6 protein-coding genes and 1 pseudogene are annotated in these 18,047 nt (G+C 55.7%); all 7 read left to right on the top strand.

Annotation, left to right across the window (positions count from 1 at the left end):
• Positions 1 to 431 precede the first annotated feature (431 nt).
• Positions 432 to 623, top strand: a pseudogene (locus tag HMPREF3155_RS13460) (NAD-dependent epimerase/dehydratase family protein); the annotation flags it as partial.
• Between the two features lie 291 nt (positions 624 to 914).
• The gene (locus HMPREF3155_RS13290) at positions 915 to 1,514 is read left to right on the top strand and encodes a hypothetical protein (RefSeq protein WP_235591245.1); all 600 of its coding nucleotides are present in this window, start codon (positions 915 to 917) and stop codon (positions 1,512 to 1,514) included.
• A 42-nt stretch (positions 1,515 to 1,556) separates the two neighbouring features.
• Positions 1,557 to 2,702: a Gfo/Idh/MocA family oxidoreductase gene (locus tag HMPREF3155_RS04680; RefSeq protein ID WP_014303371.1), complete on the top strand. Its 1,146-nt coding sequence runs from the start codon at positions 1,557 to 1,559 to the stop codon at positions 2,700 to 2,702.
• Entirely contained in the window at positions 2,684 to 8,218 is a 5,535-nt protein-coding gene (locus tag HMPREF3155_RS04685) for a non-ribosomal peptide synthetase (RefSeq protein WP_070419941.1), read from the top strand. Before HMPREF3155_RS04680 ends, HMPREF3155_RS04685 begins: the two co-directional genes overlap by 19 nt.
• Positions 8,211 to 8,819: a VOC family protein gene (locus HMPREF3155_RS04690; protein WP_014303369.1), complete on the top strand. Its 609-nt coding sequence runs from the start codon at positions 8,211 to 8,213 to the stop codon at positions 8,817 to 8,819. Before HMPREF3155_RS04685 ends, HMPREF3155_RS04690 begins: the two co-directional genes overlap by 8 nt.
• Positions 8,816 to 10,447 carry an AMP-binding protein gene (locus HMPREF3155_RS04695; RefSeq protein ID WP_070432704.1) on the top strand — a complete coding sequence of 544 codons (1,632 nt, stop codon included), beginning with the start codon at positions 8,816 to 8,818 and terminating at the stop codon, positions 10,445 to 10,447. The genes HMPREF3155_RS04690 and HMPREF3155_RS04695 overlap by 4 nt, the downstream gene beginning before the upstream one ends.
• Positions 10,448 to 10,459: 12 nt before the next feature.
• Positions 10,460 to 18,031: a non-ribosomal peptide synthetase gene (locus HMPREF3155_RS04700; protein ID WP_070432705.1), complete on the top strand. Its 7,572-nt coding sequence runs from the start codon at positions 10,460 to 10,462 to the stop codon at positions 18,029 to 18,031.
• Positions 18,032 to 18,047: the final 16 nt, after the last annotated feature.

The raw sequence follows: 18,047 nt of genomic DNA on the forward strand, positions 1-18,047 counted from the left end.
ATATCAGGTGTCCACCAAAAGGGGGTCAGGTCCCCACCACCACCGCTGTCGCATCCTCTGTGGCGTAGAAAACCAAGAAAAACAGCCTCTACGAAACCCGGAGCTTGATACCTGCACAAGTTCATGGTCAGGGCCCTAGGTGGCTGGATGGACTGTGTGATAACGACCATCTTGCACCGTCTAGGGCCTCTTGCTATGCCACGACACCACCAAAACACCCCCTGCCTATCCTTTTGACCCGGCCCAACGACCCCTACCCCCAGCCAGGTAGCTATGTTGCTACGCACTCTAGATTGGGAAGAGCCGTTTTACCCTCTATCTATTGCAACTCATTGCCGCGCAGGGTAGCCTAACCTAAACAGGCCCTATTTGGCGTTATGTGCTCGCTAAGAAAAGGACATTGAGTGGTTCGCACAGGAGAGACGGCAAGAGTGGGGGTTCTCGGTTCGCATGGCGAAGTAGGCCGCCAAGTAGCCGCACTGTTGCGCGCTAGCGGACATATGGTGAACTGCGGGAATCGGTCTCACCACACATCAGATGAGCGCACCGCTATCGTTGACGCTCACGACGAGGAATCTGTCAACAAATTTTCCCGTGACCTTGATGTCGTCGTCAACTGCGCCGGACCGTCATGTCTTCTCAAGACCTCAGTAGCGTCGGCACTACCAGACTCAGTGGGCTATATAGACCCGTTCGGAGCCAACTCATTCGACAACTATCCCACCAACCGTCCGTGCGTGGTCAACGCCGGCGCTACCCCCGGTCTCAGCGGTCTATTACTACGCCACCTGGCGGGCCTAATCGACGACTGTCAATCGGTAACTCTCTGCACTGGTGGACGCGACCGGGGCGGGCTGTCGGGTCTGGTCGATGTGGTGCTAAGTACCCACAACTCCTACGGACATCCTGGGAAGATGATTGTCGACGGCGACCTCGTGGCTTACCAACCTGGGAGCATCCACGCTGAAGATCTGGAACCTTTCCCAAGCGATGACGGACTCATAGCAAGCCCGTTCGTCACCAACGAGCTACGCAAGATGGCCCAAGATTTCTCTATTCCGCGCCTCATAGGGGTCACGGCCATACCGGACCGGGACACCCAGCAGTTACTTTTACGTGCGCTCTCACAAACCGACATATCAGACCCAACCACGCTCATGAATTTGTGCGCAGACATAGCTGCAGCGAAGACCAAACTCGATGCCGGAAAGAACCACTGGTTTGCCATCCAAGCCACTGTCCACGGCACCCTACGGGGCCGCCCTGTTCGCGTCTCAGGCAGTGTCCACGCACCGGACTCCACCTTCATCACCGCTCTTTTTGTTGCGGAAGCGACAAAAAGCGTTATCCGCGACGAACTACTAACCGGGCCGAAATGGGGCTATGAGCTGCCGGCCCCTCAAACTGTCCTCTCGTCACTGGCCTCTTACAACGTCGACATTAAAATCGTCGGCCCTACAGCAACTACCGACGCACCTCAATGGAGTGATGACGACGATGCAGGCTTCATTTAAAAACCCCGGTATTTCGGCTCAGAACCTAGAAAGGCCCGTCGCATGAACACTGTACGCGTCGTCGTATGCGGCACAACATTTGGCCGTATATACATCAACGGGATAAAAAAGCTTGCGGATAAATTTTCGCTGGTAGCAATCCTATCTCAGGGCAGCGAACAGTCGCGCCGGCTGGCAGAGCAGCTAGGCGTACCTCTGTGTACCAAGATCGAAGATCTCCCCGCTTTTGATCTTGCCTGTGTGGTGGTCAGATCTAGCGTCGTTGGCGGTTCCGGCACGCAGCTCGCCCTAGAGTTTTTAAGCCGTGGCAAGCATGTAGTGATGGAGCACCCGATCCACAAGAAAGACTCTGTAGATTGCTACCGGATGGCAGCGAAAAATAACGTGCAGTTCAAGCTCAACACCTTCTACCGCTGGAATCCAACCATATCCCGGTACTTGGAAATCGCAACAACACTAACCAGGCAGTTCAAAATCATCCACATAGACGCCGAATGTAGCATTCACTTTCTATTCTCAACGCTCGATATCATCGGAAGGATTACCGGCGGTTTTACCCCATGGAGCTTTGATGACGACACCCAAGTTACCGGAATATTCACTACGCTCACCGGTTCGATACGCAAAACCCCGCTCTGCTTGCGCGTGGTTAATCACAACGACCCAGAAAAGCCAGACGATTTCGCTCACGTGGGGCATCGAATAACTGTTTTCACGCACGCCGGAAATCTGGTGCTCACCGAGACTGACGGAACCATCATCTGGCACCCAAACACCCCAATCCCACGAGATCAAGCTGGCTTGCTAAGCACTGCTGCCGATGATCGTTTGAGCACTCTACAGTTGCATGAGAATCTCCTTATCGAGCCGTGCGTTACCCGTGTCGCCCTCTACGACCATACCTGGCCTGCAGGCATTGCGGAGTTTCTGAACGAAGTATATGACAAGTTGGCGTGCTCCAAGAACGAAGCGCAAGAAGCCGAATACCTCCTGGCATTGTGCGCAGTCTGGGCGCGCACCGGACAATTACTGGGTCCCACATGTACCGTCCAAGCAGCTATGCATGCCGAACCACTCAGTCTCGAGAGTCTGATGTGGCCGCTGGGGGAGTCTCATACCTCCCCCATTGAGCGAAACAACCCCAACCACCGGAACACAGGAGAGATAACATGGATGTCACAGCGCTGATTAACGACCTTGAATCCCGCGGTATAGCGCTATGGGTGAACGGCGATCGACTCAACTACCGTTCACCCAAGGGTTCCTTGCGCGAGGAAGACCTCGCGGCCTTAAGGTCAAATAAGGAAAAGGTTTTGGCATGGTTGCGTGAGCGGGAGGCCGTTCCGCATGATGAGCAAGCACGGTTCGCCCCCTTCCCCATGACCGATATTCAGCGCGCATACGCAACCGGTCAGAACGAAGGCTATGATCTGGGTGGCACCGGGTGCCACAGCTACGCCGAAATACGAACGGAACGCCTTGATCGCAGCCGCCTTGAACAGGCCTGGCACGAACTCATCCAGCGCCATGACATGCTCTCTGCAGTGGTCGTTCCACCGGATTCGCTGCAGGTGGTTAAATCTCGCAGTTTGCCGGTGCTACAAGCTGTAGACCTCGCGGGCCACAACCCAGATGTCCCGGACGCCGAGTATCTTCGTCACCGCGCAAAATTGGAAAACCGTAGCTACCCGTTGGGCACCTGGCCACTGCACGAATTCCAGCTTTTGCAATTTGACGAATGCAGCATCCTACAGTTTTCGGTGGACATGATCATCGCCGACTTTGTAAGCGTGAGGGTGATGGTCGAGGAACTTCTAACTCTCTACGCAGGTAACGTTCTACCGGAACTAGAGGACACCACGTTTCGGGATATAATCACCTCCCGTAACCACCACAGCCAGAGTGCCGCTGGCTTCGCTGCACGCACCAATGCAAAAAAGTACTGGTCCGAGATCATCCCCTCGTTGTCCGGCAAACCCTTACTGCCGACGCTGACCTCAGCCGATCGCACATCCGAAATGCCGGTGCGTTTCACCCGGCGTACCTGGCGATGCTCGCCAGCAGCATGGTCAAAGCTCACCGACGCAGCAAGCACTCACGGCGTCACTCCTTCGGCGACGCTACTTACCGCCTACGCCGATGTACTGCGCCGTTGGTCCTCCACAAGTGACTTTTGCGTCAATGTCACTTCGATGAACCGAGATTCTGCCATTGCCGGAATCAACCGTATTATCGGAGACTTTACCGAGATGACCCTACATGCTTGCCATCCGCACACTGGAACCTTTAGTGAGCGCGTGCACGCAACCCAGGAGCAGCTATCCGAAGAGCTATCACACGCTGCGTATTCCGGGGTTGACGTGTTGCGCGATATAGCCCGCACTACCGGGCAGCCCGCGGTAATCCCGGTAGTATTCACCAGCGCGTTGGGTGCAGACACACCGCACAACAATGGTCCGGCCTACAACCTTGTCTCCGGCGTAAGCCGAACGCCGCAGGTATGGATTGACTGTCAGGCATTCCAGGACGGAGGCTCTTGCAACGTCAACTGGGACGTGCGAGAGGACGTCTTTGAACCGGCGTTGATCGACGACATGTGGGAGTCATTTACCGACCTACTCGATCGCCTGGTCGACGACGGTTCGGCGTGGCAGGAAACTGATTCAGTCCACTTGCCCGATAAGACGATCGCCATCCGTAACCGCATTCACAAAACCCACGTACAGCAGACCACCCGATGCCTCCACGACGGGTTTTGGGATAACGTCCAGCAGCACCCACACCAGCCAGCGCTGGTGTGTGGCGGAAAAACCTACAGCTACCAACATCTGGCTGGCTACGTCGGGGCATTACAGCATGAGCTCTCTGATGTCGGTCCCGGAGATTACATTGCCATCGTCCTAGGTAACGGAGTATGGCAAATAGCTGCCGCTGTTGCCGTGGTATCAACTGGTGCAGCCTACGTGCCGATCGATCACGAGCAACCCGCAATCCGCCAACGTTCAATGATAGAAGCGTGTCGTCCTGCCAACGTCATCACTAATTCTCATTTCTCCGAAGAAAATACCGATATCTCCAACATCAACGTCGATACTCTCAGCCCGATACAGTACAGTGGCACCATAGCCTCACCGGTTTCCCCCACCGAAACCGCCTACATCATCTTCACCTCAGGCAGCACCGGAATTCCAAAAGGTGTTGTCGTTACGCACTCGGCTGCAATGAACACCATAGATAGCGTGAACAATCTCCTCGGCCGAAATAAAAGACGCACGGTATTGGGGGTATCGAAGTTATCCTTTGACTTATCCGTGTATGACATCTTCGGTACCTTCGCAAGCGGTGGCACTTTGGTCCTGCCGTTAGACGAGGAATCGCGAAACCCCAGCAAATGGATCGATTTCCTTGTTGATAACAACGTCGATACCTGGAACTCTGTTCCTGCACTGTTCCAAATGCTTGTGCGAGAGGTAGAGGTGACCCGTCACCCGAACATCCTCAGCCTAGACCTGGTTATGCTGTCCGGAGACAGGATCCCGGGCACTCTCCCAGCGCATGCTGCACCCCACTTCCCTAATGCTGAACTCATCAGCCTCGGCGGCGCCACGGAGGGCGGAATATGGTCGATTTTCCACCCGATGACCTGTCACACAAATGAAACTAGCATACCATATGGTACCGCGTTACCCAACCAAGGAATGTGGGTGCTCGACGAGGCCTGCAATGAGTGTCCGGACTGGGTGCGAGGGCAAATCCATATTTCCGGGGAAAGCCTAGCCACCGGTTACCTCAACGATCCAACCTCCACAGCAGAGAAATTTTTCTTTTCCGAAAAGCATGGCACACGTATGTACGCTACCGGGGATATAGGAAGCTACCGCCCAGACGGCGTAATCGAGTTTCACGGCCGTCGGGACAATCAACTAAAAATCAACGGCTATCGAGTGGAAACCGGCGAGATAGAAGGAGTCCTCGAATCCAACGACTTCGTCGAACGCGCTATAGTACTCACCCAGGAAACCAGTGACCCAATTAAACTACATGCTTTCGTCACTGATGCACAGAGCGACAAAGATGAGCTCAAGGATGCTGGGCAAATCAGAAACTCGGAGCTCCGTACAATGCTTGAGCAGCGCTGGACACCTGCAGATACGAGCCTTGACACGGGAATATTTGCCACATGGATGCGGCTGGGAAACGAAGCCGCGATGGCTGCTTTGCTCGCGGCTTTCCAACAAGCCGGTGTTTTCCTCGTTGCAGGAAAATACCACACTCTTACGGAAATCACCGCGGCGATCCATCCCTCCGAAGAGTATCGCGAACTCATAACCCGTTGGCTCAATATTCTGACTGGAGAAGGCTTAGCCACTAAGGATGATGAGGGTTGGACTGTCAGCCAACAGACCCTGGACTTCTTCGTGTTCGGAGAGGCCTGGGATCAGTTCGGCAACATGGAAGCGGAAATCAATAACAGTAAGGAATTATTCAATTACCAACGGCACGCAGCTGAGGCGCTTCTTTCCCAGTTGCGCGGAGAGATCAGTCCCACCGAGGTGTTCTTCCCGGAGGGAGATACCCATAACGCCCGCACCATTTACGGCGAAAACCGCATTAGCAAGGCGATGAATGCTGCGGCCGCAGAGGCAGTGATCGGCATTGCCGAGCACCACGCTGATCATCCGGTAAGGATCCTCGAGGTCGGCGCTGGCATAGGTGCTACGACGGAAAAAATTGTTAGCCGACTCCCCGAGAACGTAATCGAATACCGCTTCACCGATATTTCGACATTCTTCCTACATAAAGCCCAAAAAATGTTCGCGCATTGTGGTGCCATGACCTATGGCCTGTTTGATATGAACTCAGACTGCACATCGCAAGATGTAGAGTTCGGCGGTTACGACATCATTTTGTGCGCCAACGTACTGCATAATTCAGTAAATATCGAGGAGTCATTCACCCGCTTAAAGCAGCTGCGCCGCCCCGGGGGCGTGATCGTCATAGTAGAGCCGATCACTGAACTTTACGCAGCCCTTATCTCGGTGTCCATCAAGATGAATCTGGTTGATTTCACGGACCACCGTGCGGAATCACACAAGGTGTTCATCGAGGACGCGCAGTGGGATCAGGTCTTCAGGGATACCCAGATGCACCGCATCGCGGAGTACCCAAACACTAGTGACCCGTTGCGCGAATGCGGGCAACGACTCATCATCGTTGGTGCCGATGACGACGATGTCCCCACGCTCAACAGTGAAGACATTCTGGGCTACCTGCGTGCTCACCTACCGGGTTACATGGTTCCGGCTTCCGTCAATGTACTACCGGAATTGCCGTTAACCTCAAATGGCAAGGTAGACCGCAAGGCCCTAGCGCAACTCTGCTTAGAACCGGTGGGAAGCCCCAACAACCGGATCGATCCTCCACGCAACGAAACGGAAGAGCAGATAGCGACTATCTGGCGCGATGTCCTCGACACCACGGAGGTTGGGCGCAATGATGACTTCTATGCGCTTGGGGGTGACTCACTGCTCATGGCCGAAACGGTAACCCGGCTCCGCCAAGAAATACCTGGCCTACAGCAGCACACGTGGGACGCCCTTATGCGTGGCGTACTCAAGGTGCCAACCATCGCAGGCATTTCCGCGCTAGCACAGGCTGCAGGAAGTAGCTGTCAACCCGAAGCATTAAAAGCCGTTAATTCTGCTAATCATACCTCCCCTGAACTGACTGCTCTGTCTACTGTAGCCAGTGGCTCTCCAACTGGGTCTTCAAATCTGCATGTATACCGATTGCCGAAGGACGCAACGTTCTGCCGCGTGATGATCCACGCTGGCACTGGCCGCCTGAAGGACTACGAGTTCTTGATGCCCGAACTGCTTCAACGCCAGCCAGAGATTGCCCACGTTGGTTTTACCGCTGGTGACGCAGATCGATTCCTGGACTACACAACCCGTACGCTGATCAGGGATCTGGCCCAGAGCTACGCCCAGGAACTTGATGAATTGGATATGGAATCTTATCAGTTGGTCGGCTACTGCATTGGCGGTATGTTAGCGCTGGAGACCGCGAAGGCGCTCACCGAACTCGGCCGCGACGTGCGCCAGGTAACTTGCATCAGCACCCACCAGTGCCCGCACCGGGTCACTAATGAACTGCTGTGTGAGCTCGCCTATGGGTGCATTTTCAACGCTGACCTAAGTGCAATGGGGGCGAACTTCGACCTCAAAACCCTCGCAGCAGCCCTGGAGCACACCCTTGATGGCATCAACCGCAATATCAGTGACGAAGAACTGTGTACCCTTGAAGGCCCATACGCAGATATCGGGGAATTCTTCCAAAAGATGGCGGTGTTGAGTCCCAGGGCGCGCCGCAAACTCATCTACCGAAGCATCCGTGAATTCGACACAGACTCCGAGTCCACTCGCGGGATGCTGGACATCCTATACGATGTCTTCCGGCATTCGTTACTCGGAACCATCGACTACGTCCCCGATGTCTATTTCGGTGATGTAGTCGTACTGCAGCCTACCGAAGGTGTAACTGGTTTTTACCCGAGCCTAGGCGGAGACATCGATTGGCCAGCGACCGTGCTCGGCAACCTGCAGATACATGCCGTGGCCGGTTCTCATGCCACCTGCCTGCTACAGGAGAACGTACCCTCACTACTTCCGTTCTTCACGGAGAGGGAACAACGAAATGGCTAATGTGGGACACATTATCTATAAAGCAGACGACCTAGAGAACTCAATTAATTACTTCCGTTCGCGCGGCTTTGACGTTGAACCAGGACAACAGAAAAACGCTGCAAGCGCGCTTATTTATTTCTGCGAGGGTCCCTACCTGGAGATACGAGAGCGAGCCGACGTACCACCGTTTTTCCGCCAACTTTTACACCTTACTGGCAATGGAAAATTCGTCGACTCCTATGACAGATTCGCCACCATGTCACAGGGGTACTCACGGGTGGTACTGGAGGCGCAGCGCAAGGAATTTGACCACATAAAGGAGATTTTTGATTCTCATCAAACCAAGAGCCTGACAATCCCGTTCTCCCGCAAGGATCCCGCTGGCAGACGGCTCGCCTGCTGGTGTCTGTCACCCGACGACTGGGCGATCCCGCTTTTCGTGACCCCCTTTGCCATTGATACCCATCGCAGCACCCCGCATCCTAACGGGATTACCCACATAACCGACATCGATTTTGCGGCCAGTGAGAAGACATTAAGCATTTGTAAGCACGTTGGTGTCGACGGCGGCCTCACCTGCCGTTCCGGCACAGGCACGATTGATTTGGAGTTTGCATGAGAGGGCGCGATATCGACCGCAACAGTGTGTTGAAGCATTACGAAGGCACCGGCCACCTGGCCCGAAAAAGCCTGTGCCAGGAACTGTTCGAATCATCCGAGATTTATTCGGACCATGTAGCTGTCATCGCTGACGACGCACACCTGACCTACGCACAACTCGAGCAATCACTTTGTGTGTTCACCGAGGAGCTACGAGAAAGCGGCCTCTCGCCAGGAGACCACGTGCTACTGCAACTGCCAAACACCGCAGCGTATGTGGTGACTCTGCTTGCGCTGATGCGCGTGGGTGCTATCCCAACCCTGCTGCTTCCCGCGCATAGAGAGGCCGAAGTTGCAGCGTTGTGTGAGTCTTTACACCCAGTTGCTTATATCGGTGGCCGCGACCATCTCGGTTTTGACACCGTAGCCATGGTAGAGGCTATGGGACCCGGCGAGCTCGGACTCAAAGAACTGTGGGCCGATAACGGACCCACGCACGACAAGGAGTCCTCGTACCGAGTTCTGCCAGGTCTCTTCACTGCCCCGATTTCTACCAAATGTTCTCCGCCTACTAAGTGGCCGGATCCACGCAGCGTTGCGCTGAATCTTTTGTCTGGCGGAACCACGAACATGCCAAAAATAATTCCCCGGGTACATGAGGCGTATGCATATAACACCCGTGCGGCGGCACAGTGCTGCGGCGTCGGGCCAGATACGGTATACTTGGCGGTTCTATCTACCTCTCATGATTTCGCCTTAGCTCAGCCCGGGATTCTGGGCACCTTGCTTTCGGGCGGCACTGTGGTTCTGTGCACCAGCGCAGCCTTCGATGAGGCGTTTCCGGCCATTGCGACCCACGGGGTCACGCTGACTGCACTAGTTCCTGCGGTAGCCCAGGTGTGGGTGGAGGCCGCAGAGTGGTTTCCCGCAGATTTCTCTTCCTTGGAGCGAATTATCATTGGCGCAGCGGCGCTTAACGACGGCTTAGGTGAGGCAATACAGGATCGTTTCGGTGTGCGTATCCACCAGGGTTATGGCATGGGTGAAGGCATCACTACGTTCACGCGTATTGATGACCCTCCAGCGGTGATTCTTGGCACGCAAGGTCGTCCCATCTCTGATGCTGACGAGTTGGTAATCGATGGCCCGGGAGGCGAGCCGGGAGAGATACTAGAAAAGGGCCCTTATACTTTCTTCGGCTACGAAGGAAACCGCGATACCCCGGACTGTTTCACCGAGGATGGTTTCTTCCGCACCGGTGACCGTGGCTACCTTACCGAGGACGGCAACCTGGTGCTGTGCGGGCGCGTGGTTGAACAGATCAATCGCCTGGGCGAAAACGTCTCCCCTTCTGAGGTCGAGACACTCTTGTCTGGAACTCCAGGCATTAGTGCTGCAGCCGTCTTCCCAATGCCAGATAGAGCACTGGGAGAGCGCACCGTTGCAGCCATCGTCGCCCAACCAGGCGTTAACCGCTCCGCCATTCTGGATGATTTCCTCACCCGAGGCGTAGCCCGATACAAGGTGCCGGACCAGGTGATCACTGTCGACGAAATTCCACTGATCAACATCGGCAAGGTCGACAAGAAAAAGCTGCGTGCTCTCGCGGCAGCGCAATTTACTGACCATGAATCCGAACAAAGCTGAGAGGACAAGACCATGATCAAAGAGGAACAAATTCGCGAAGAACTCCTCGCCTCGCTCCACCAGATCCTCGGCGAAGATGCCGAAATCGGCATCGACGACAACCTGCTCTCCCACGGCCTGGAGTCACTTCCAACAGTCCGTCTGCTCGCTGATTGGATGAAACAGGGACACCGCGTCTCCTTTGGAGATTTCATGCGCGCCCCAACGGTAAGGCAGTGGGCGAAGATGCTTGTAGAATCCACACCAAACCACAGCACCGACGCCATTGAGTCCCCCAAAGATGGGTTTGCCGCTCCCATCGACGATTCCGTACCCTTTGACCTCACAGATGTCCAATACGCCTATTGGATTGGCCGCAATTCCTCGCAGCAACTGGGCGGGGTGGGCACCCACGGCTACGTAGAGGTCGAATCCCGCAGTATCAATATCGACCGATTGCAACAAAGCTGGCTGACGCTGCTACGTTCCCACCCGATGTTGCGCGCCTGCTACACCGAAGATGGCAAGCAATATGTGCTGCCAGAGCCGCCCCACCCCACCATCCTCGTTCATGACCTCACCAAGATGGACGAGTCCACGCGCGAAGAAGCTCTGCTATCCACGCGCGAACGCCTTTCGCACCGACTGTTGGACATAGCTACCGGCCATGTGGTATCTTTAGAAGTCAGCCTCCTCCCTCAGGATGTAGCAGTTATTCACTTCGATATCGACCTGCTTGTGTGCGATGTGCAGAGTTTCCAAATTATCTTGCACGACCTCGCCCACCATTACGCCACCGGTGAAGCCCCCGACGCCGACCCGTCGTGGAGTTTCGCTCGCTACCTCGCTGGACACGCTCGCGAAGGCGTCGCCGATATCGACCGTGACCAGGCATACTGGCGCAATCGCCTCTCCGAGTTGCCGGGTGCCCCAACCTTGCCGATGAGCCACGGCACCAACGAGGAACAAGCACACCGGTTTGTACGCCGCAGTCGATCATTCGATTCGGCAACTTGGTCGCGCTTGCGTGAGGTGTGTGAACACCACGCTACTACCCCAGCAATGGTGTTGCTGACCGCCTACGCCCGCACCATCGGCCAATGGAGCGAGAATAAAAAATTCCTCATGGCCGTACCTCTGTTCAACCGCGGTTCAGACACAGCGATAAAGAATGTCGTCGCAGACTTTACCGCCCTGACACTCACCAGTATCGATCAGTCCACACGCCGCACTTTCAGCGAGGACCTCAAGGATATACAGGCCTCTTTCTATGAGGATTCGTCACATTCACAGTATTCGGCGGTGCGGGTGCTGCGAGACCTACGTGCTTCCAGAGGTGAGCAAGTTTTGGCTCCCGTGGTGTTCTCCTGCAACCTGGGAGACCCACTGGTTGGCCAAGAGTTTATAGATACCTTCGGAGAGATTAGCTACATGATCTCCCAGACCCCCCAGGTGTGGATTGACCTCCAAGTCTTCACCACCGTCAACGGCTTCCTAATCGTCTGCGACGCAGTTGAACAGTTGTTCCCCGAGAAGATGCTGGACGATCTCTTCGCCACCCTAGTGATGGAGATTGACAAGGCAATCACCGACGATCTCTCGCATTCAGACCCGGTAGAGAGCCCAGGAGCGCAGGCCCGTCGAGCGTCACGTGCCGAAGTTGCCTCTTGGCGGCTGCCTGACACCACCCTTGTCGATGAGGTGATTGCCGCTGCACGGTGCCACCCCCAGGCCACGGCCATTCGCAGTGCAAGCGGCGACGTTATTACCTACCAAGATTTGGAAGAGCAAGCCACCACCATCGCCTCTGCTTTGGTGAATTCCGGGGTTGGGCGAGGCGCTTTGATTGCAGTGATGGTGGAGCGTGGTCCTCGCCAGATTATTGGTGCGCTAGCCGCGATGATGGCGGGCGGAGCATATGTACCGGTGAGTCTACAGCAACCGGAATCTCGTATTGCCGCTCTCTTGGGGGCAAGCCAAGTAACGCATCTGATTACTGACCGACCCGATAAGGTTCTGAGCGAAACTGCAGTTCAGGTAGTGGATTTCACGAGCGCTACCGGCACAGCCAATCTTCCGCAGCTGCATCCACAAGACCCAGCCTATGTAATCTACACCTCTGGGACCACTGGAACACCAAAAGGAGTCGAGATTTGCCACGGTGCTGCATGGAACACCATTAGCGAGATCAACCGTCGCCTGGGCGTTGGTCCGACAGACCGCCTACTAAGCGTATCTTCCTTTGATTTCGATCTCTCGGTGTACGACGCCTTCGGGCTCCTTTCTGCTGGCGGCGAACTGGTAACCATCCCAGATGATGCGCGCCGCGACGCCAAGAAGTGGGTATCGCTGGTGGATAGTTTAGGCATAACTATCTGGAATTCGGTGCCTACTTTGTTTGAGATGCTTTTATCTGCGGCTGATCGGACACCGGGCAAGCTCAGCAGCATACGCCATGTTCTGCTATCTGGCGACTGGATTGATACCAGCCTGCCTGAGCGCATGCGCACGGTTACCCCGCAGGCACACCTATTAGCTATGGGCGGTGCGACGGAGGCATCTATCTGGTCCAATGGTCTCGACCTCGATGTAGTGTCACCCGAGTGGACCTCAATTCCCTATGGTCGGCCGCTTGCCAAACAGATGTACCGGGTGGTGTCCAGCAATGGCCAGGACTGTCCCGATTATTCTGTGGGGGAGCTGTGGATTGGCGGCCTGGGCGTAGCTACACAATATGTCGGCGACCCCGGACTCACCGAAACTAAGTTCGTAATCTCGGAGGACTCACGTTGGTACCGCACAGGCGATATGGGCCGGTTCTGGGCCGATGGGACGATCGAGTTTTTAGGCCGCTCGGATAACCAAGTCAAAGTTCGTGGCCACCGCATCGAACTCGGCGAGATCGAGTCCGCGTGTGAAGCGTTGCTGCCAATAGAGCGTGCCGTGTGTATCACGCACCAAGGTGCATCATCGTCACCATCTTTGGTTACGTTTGCTCAGTTCACACCGTCACATGTTGCCCGAACTACTCCGGAGCAGTTTGCGACGTCATTGCGCGCCAAAGTCAACGACGTGCTGACCGAGGGCGACATCCGCACGTCCGTCGAGCACGATGAGCATTTACAGACCGCATATGCCTTCTCAGTGATGCGACGCTGGGAGGAGCAACTCACCGGCGTGGGGACCCCAAACCACCTCCGCGAACACCGTAATCGCTGGCAGACATGGCTAGGCAAAGCAGATGAACACCCGGCTACCGCAGACTTGCTTCTAGACGACGAGTCGTTCGGCGCGTTAGAGCGTTTTGTCACCCCCTTCGAGCAAGCCTTCGTAATGGCGGAGAAGCAGCGCAGTATCGCTGAGTTCATCCAAAGCCCAGATTCGATGTCGGTGGAGCAATTCCTCGCAACCCGTCCGTTGGGTCGGTTGGTTCACCGGGTCCTCGGCGCGGTTGTGCGTGAATGCAGTACCCACTCAACCAGCGAGCTCAAGATTCTTGAGATCGGGTCACGCCGGCCCGAGGCCTCTGCGGACTACGCGGCTATCGCGGGGACGAGCGCATACATGCTCGCTGATCCCTATCGTCATCACCTCGAACATGCCGGACAACGTGTTGGTAACACCTTCACGTACCGCCAGCTCGGAGTCACTAGCACGCCCCAACCGACTCCTGGGGAGGCAGTGACGAAGGCGGACTTGGTGCTGTGCAACCAGACGCTGCACCAGAGCGAGGACATCGAGAAAACGCTCTGTGAGGCCTGGGGCCTCAGCGCCCCTGGAGCAACGATGGTGGTGGTAGAGCCCACTGCCCCCTCCCCGATGTCCGATATCACCGCCGCATTTATTGCCAACAATACCACGGACGCTCGGGCCGAAACCGGTACAGTACTACTCAGCGCCCGCAGCTGGAAAGAAATCCTGCAGCGCACTGGGTGGAAACCTGTAGAGCATGTAGAGATCACTAAAACGACGGCGCTTATCATCGCCGAACGCGCTAGTTCCAACGAATCGGTCACACTATGCGATTCTGACTATGCCAAGGCTACAAACCTACTGGCCACCCGCCTTCCGGAGTACATGCTACCGAAACGCATCCTGGAGCTAGCGAAGTTTCCACTCACCAGCAACGGCAAGATTGACCGCAAAGCGCTCACAGCATTAGTGCCGGAATACTTCGACAACGAGCCCGCTGTCACCGAACTTCCGCACACCGCCACCGAGAAACGGCTCATCGATATCTGGGATGAGCTGCTGCACACCAGCTCCAACGTGAACTCAGACTACTTTCGCTTGGGTGGTGACTCTCTCACAGCAACACGCCTGCGCCGTACCATCGAACAGTGTTTTGGCGTGGAATTTCCGTTAGAGAATATCTTTGACGTTCCGTTGCTGCGCGACATGGCCGCCCGAATTGACCAGATAGCCGAAGTCCCCCACCAGCAATCGGATCTTCCCAAGATTGTTCACGGGTCTGAACAGTACGCTCCGTTCCCGCTGACTGAGGTGCAGCAGTCCTATCTCATCGGCAGCTCTGGAGCCTTCGAACTCGGCGACGTTTCCAGCCACTGTTACTTTGAAATGTCCACTGCCTGCCTAGACCCGGAGCGAGTGGAAGACGCGTTCAATGCCCTGATTAAACGCCATCCCATGCTGCGCACCGTCGTGTGTGAGGACGGATTGAGTCAGCGTGTGTTGCCCGAAGTACCACGCTACCGCATTGCCCTCATTCGCTCCGGCAACGCCGACAATGAGGATACTCTCGATGAAATCCGAGAGGAAATGTCCCGCCAGAAGTTTGATCCCACTCAGTGGCCATGCTTTGACGTGCGCTACGTAGCCGAGCCCGACGCGGGTCGACTGCTTTTAAGTTTCGCTAACTTGTTTATCGACGGCTGGAGCATGTTCCACATTTTCCGTGAGTGGAAGCAGGCCTACGACCACGGCGTAGACAGTCTCGATCCGGCAATCCCCTATTCATTTAAAGACTATGTCGAAGCCACGATTGAACTGTCACACAGCGACATCCATAAGCGTGACCAAGCCTATTGGGAATCGGCAGTGGATACTATTTATCCTGCACCGCAGTTGCCAGTGACCGACACAAACGGCGCTAATACCTCGCAGTTTTGCCGCCACCACGCCCTGGTGGACGCTGCGAAGTGGCGCCGGATTAAGCAACGGGTACGTGAGGAGGGGATGACCGAAGCCGTATTCCTAGCCGAGGTATACGCCGAAGTCCTAGCGAGGTACAGCGATGAGCCGCGACTTAGCATCAACCTGACCCGGTTCGACCGCACTCGGTTCGCCCCCGAGGTTGACCACATAGTTGGCGACTTCACCAGCCTATCTATTCTCAGCGTGGATACCCAGTGTGCACCATCGTTCCGGGACCGCGCTGCAGCGCTACACAGGCGCATGTTCAGCAATCTCGATCACGGCAGTGTCTCCGGCGTGTCGGTGCAGCGAATGCTTACTAAGCAACGCGGTGCTCGGGTAACCATGCCGGTGGTCTTCACGTGTGGCCTGGGCGTCGTGGAGCACCCCGAGTCAGATCAGAGTCCTTACCTGGGCGTAATCGATCATGGCCTATCGCAGACGCCACAGGTATGGATGGACCTCCAGGTCTATGAACACGATGGTGGCCTGATGCTGAATATGGACGCGGTCGAGGCGATCTTCCCCGACGACATGGTGGCGGAGCTTTTCACCAGCCTTACAGCCACTCTCTCGCACCTCGCAGAGTCCCCTGAACTCTGGAACGCGCCCACCAGTACCATAGCTCCGACGACCAACGCGCCCACCGCAGATCGAATCAACGACACAGACCGGGAACTCCCCGGAGCGGATAAGAGCCTACTGGGGCTGTATCAGAAGGGACTTGCCGAGCATGGTGACAACCTCGCGGTGATAGACGCCACCACGCAATGGACATACGAGCAACTCAATGAGCAGTCGGATAAGTGGGCCCAGCTTATTGCTGCAACTGACCCGGCGCCTGGTGATCTCGTTGGCATCATGATGGAAAAGTCCGCACAACAGATCGCAGCGGTACTAGGCGCAATGAAGGCCGGATGCGCCTACTTGCCGCTGAGCGTGGACCAACCGGTGGGGCGTAACACTTCCATCATCAACGATGCGGGTGCATCCATTGTTGCGATGGACCATCCGGACGATGATTTCGCTGCGTTAGCCGAGCACTGCACAGTCATCACTCTGGCCGATGTCGCCCGGCATCGGCCAGGTGACCAGGCCTTAAGCGAATCGAGTCCGACACCCAGCTCGCTTGCGTACGTCATCTACACGTCTGGTACGACGGGCACTCCCAAAGGAGTAGCCATCACCCACGAGTCGGCGGTCAATACGATTGTCGATGTCAACGAACGCCTCGGGGTGACTCCGACCGACCGGATATTGGGGATTTCAGAGCTAAACTTCGATCTATCGGTATACGACATCTTCGGGATGTTCGCGCGGGGTGCTACCTTGGTGTTGCCATCTCCAGCAGACAAACGTGATCCGCAGTGCTGGGCAGATGCCGTAACTACGCACTCGGTGACGCTGTGGAACTCTGTGCCAGCACTTTTTTCGATGTACGTGGAACACCTCCGCGAACGGAGCCTCATTGGTTCCTCCGTACGGTCGGCACTACTCAGCGGAGATTGGATACCTGTAAATATCGCTTACCAGGTCAGCACCCTCTTCCGGGACTGCACAGTTTTCGCTGCTGGGGGTGCTACCGAGGCATCGATATGGTCAAACTGGTACGAGGTAGGCGTCGATGATGCCTCGCGTACCAGCATTCCCTATGGAACGCCGCTGGCAAATCAGCGAATGTACATCCTCGATGAGGCCCTGAACCCCCGACCCACGCATGTGCCGGGAGACCTTTACATTGCCGGACGTGGCCTGGCCATGGGGTACTGGAAGGACCCAGAGAAGACCGCAGCATCATTCATCACCCACCCCCGCACCGGCGAACGAATGTACCGCACGGGCGACAAGGCCCTCTACAATCACCTTGGTCACATCATCTTCCTGGGGCGCGAGGACGGTCAGGTTAAGGTCAACGGCTACCGCATCGAACTCGGTGAGATCGAGTCAACAGCACGAAAATTCAACGAACTCCGCGATTGCGTCGCTGTCAACGACCATGGCATTGTTCTCTACGTTGTTACGCATGAGGGCTTTAACATGGCAGCACTCAATAACCACCTCGCCGAGTCTCTCCCTGCCTATATGCGTCCACGCGTGATATCACGCATTGATGGGCTACCACGGTCTTGGAACGGCAAGATTGATCGCAAGAGTTTAGAAGGAAAAACCTTTGAACAACCACAAACAAGGGAACGCTCTCGTAATCACCGAGATTCGGGTATCATTACCATCTTGCAAGAACTCCTCGGGCCCAAGGAGATCAGCATCGACGATGACTTCTTCACCATCGGTGCCGACTCGCTCACGGCCGTGCGGCTTACTAACTCGATTCGTCGAGAAATGTCAGTAGAGATCTCCATACGTGACGTATTCAACCATCCAACGGTCCGAGAATTGTCCGACCTGATCGCCGACATCGTCGGCAGCGACGTAGAAGAAGGCGAAATTTAGAGTTCATGCCACACCT

Origin of the sequence: Corynebacterium sp. HMSC06D04 (genome assembly GCF_001807315.1) — a bacterium.
GTDB classification, from domain to species: domain Bacteria; phylum Actinomycetota; class Actinomycetes; order Mycobacteriales; family Mycobacteriaceae; genus Corynebacterium; species Corynebacterium simulans.

Coding starts and splice junctions, on each gene's coding strand:
- HMPREF3155_RS13290 (WP_235591245.1), top strand. CDS start 915: ATGATTGTCGACGGCGACCTCGTGGCTTACCAACCTGGGAGCATCCAC.
- HMPREF3155_RS04680 (WP_014303371.1), top strand. CDS start 1,557: ATGAACACTGTACGCGTCGTCGTATGCGGCACAACATTTGGCCGTATA.
- HMPREF3155_RS04685 (WP_070419941.1), top strand. CDS start 2,684: ATGGATGTCACAGCGCTGATTAACGACCTTGAATCCCGCGGTATAGCG.
- HMPREF3155_RS04690 (WP_014303369.1), top strand. CDS start 8,211: ATGGCTAATGTGGGACACATTATCTATAAAGCAGACGACCTAGAGAAC.
- HMPREF3155_RS04695 (WP_070432704.1), top strand. CDS start 8,816: ATGAGAGGGCGCGATATCGACCGCAACAGTGTGTTGAAGCATTACGAA.
- HMPREF3155_RS04700 (WP_070432705.1), top strand. CDS start 10,460: ATGATCAAAGAGGAACAAATTCGCGAAGAACTCCTCGCCTCGCTCCAC.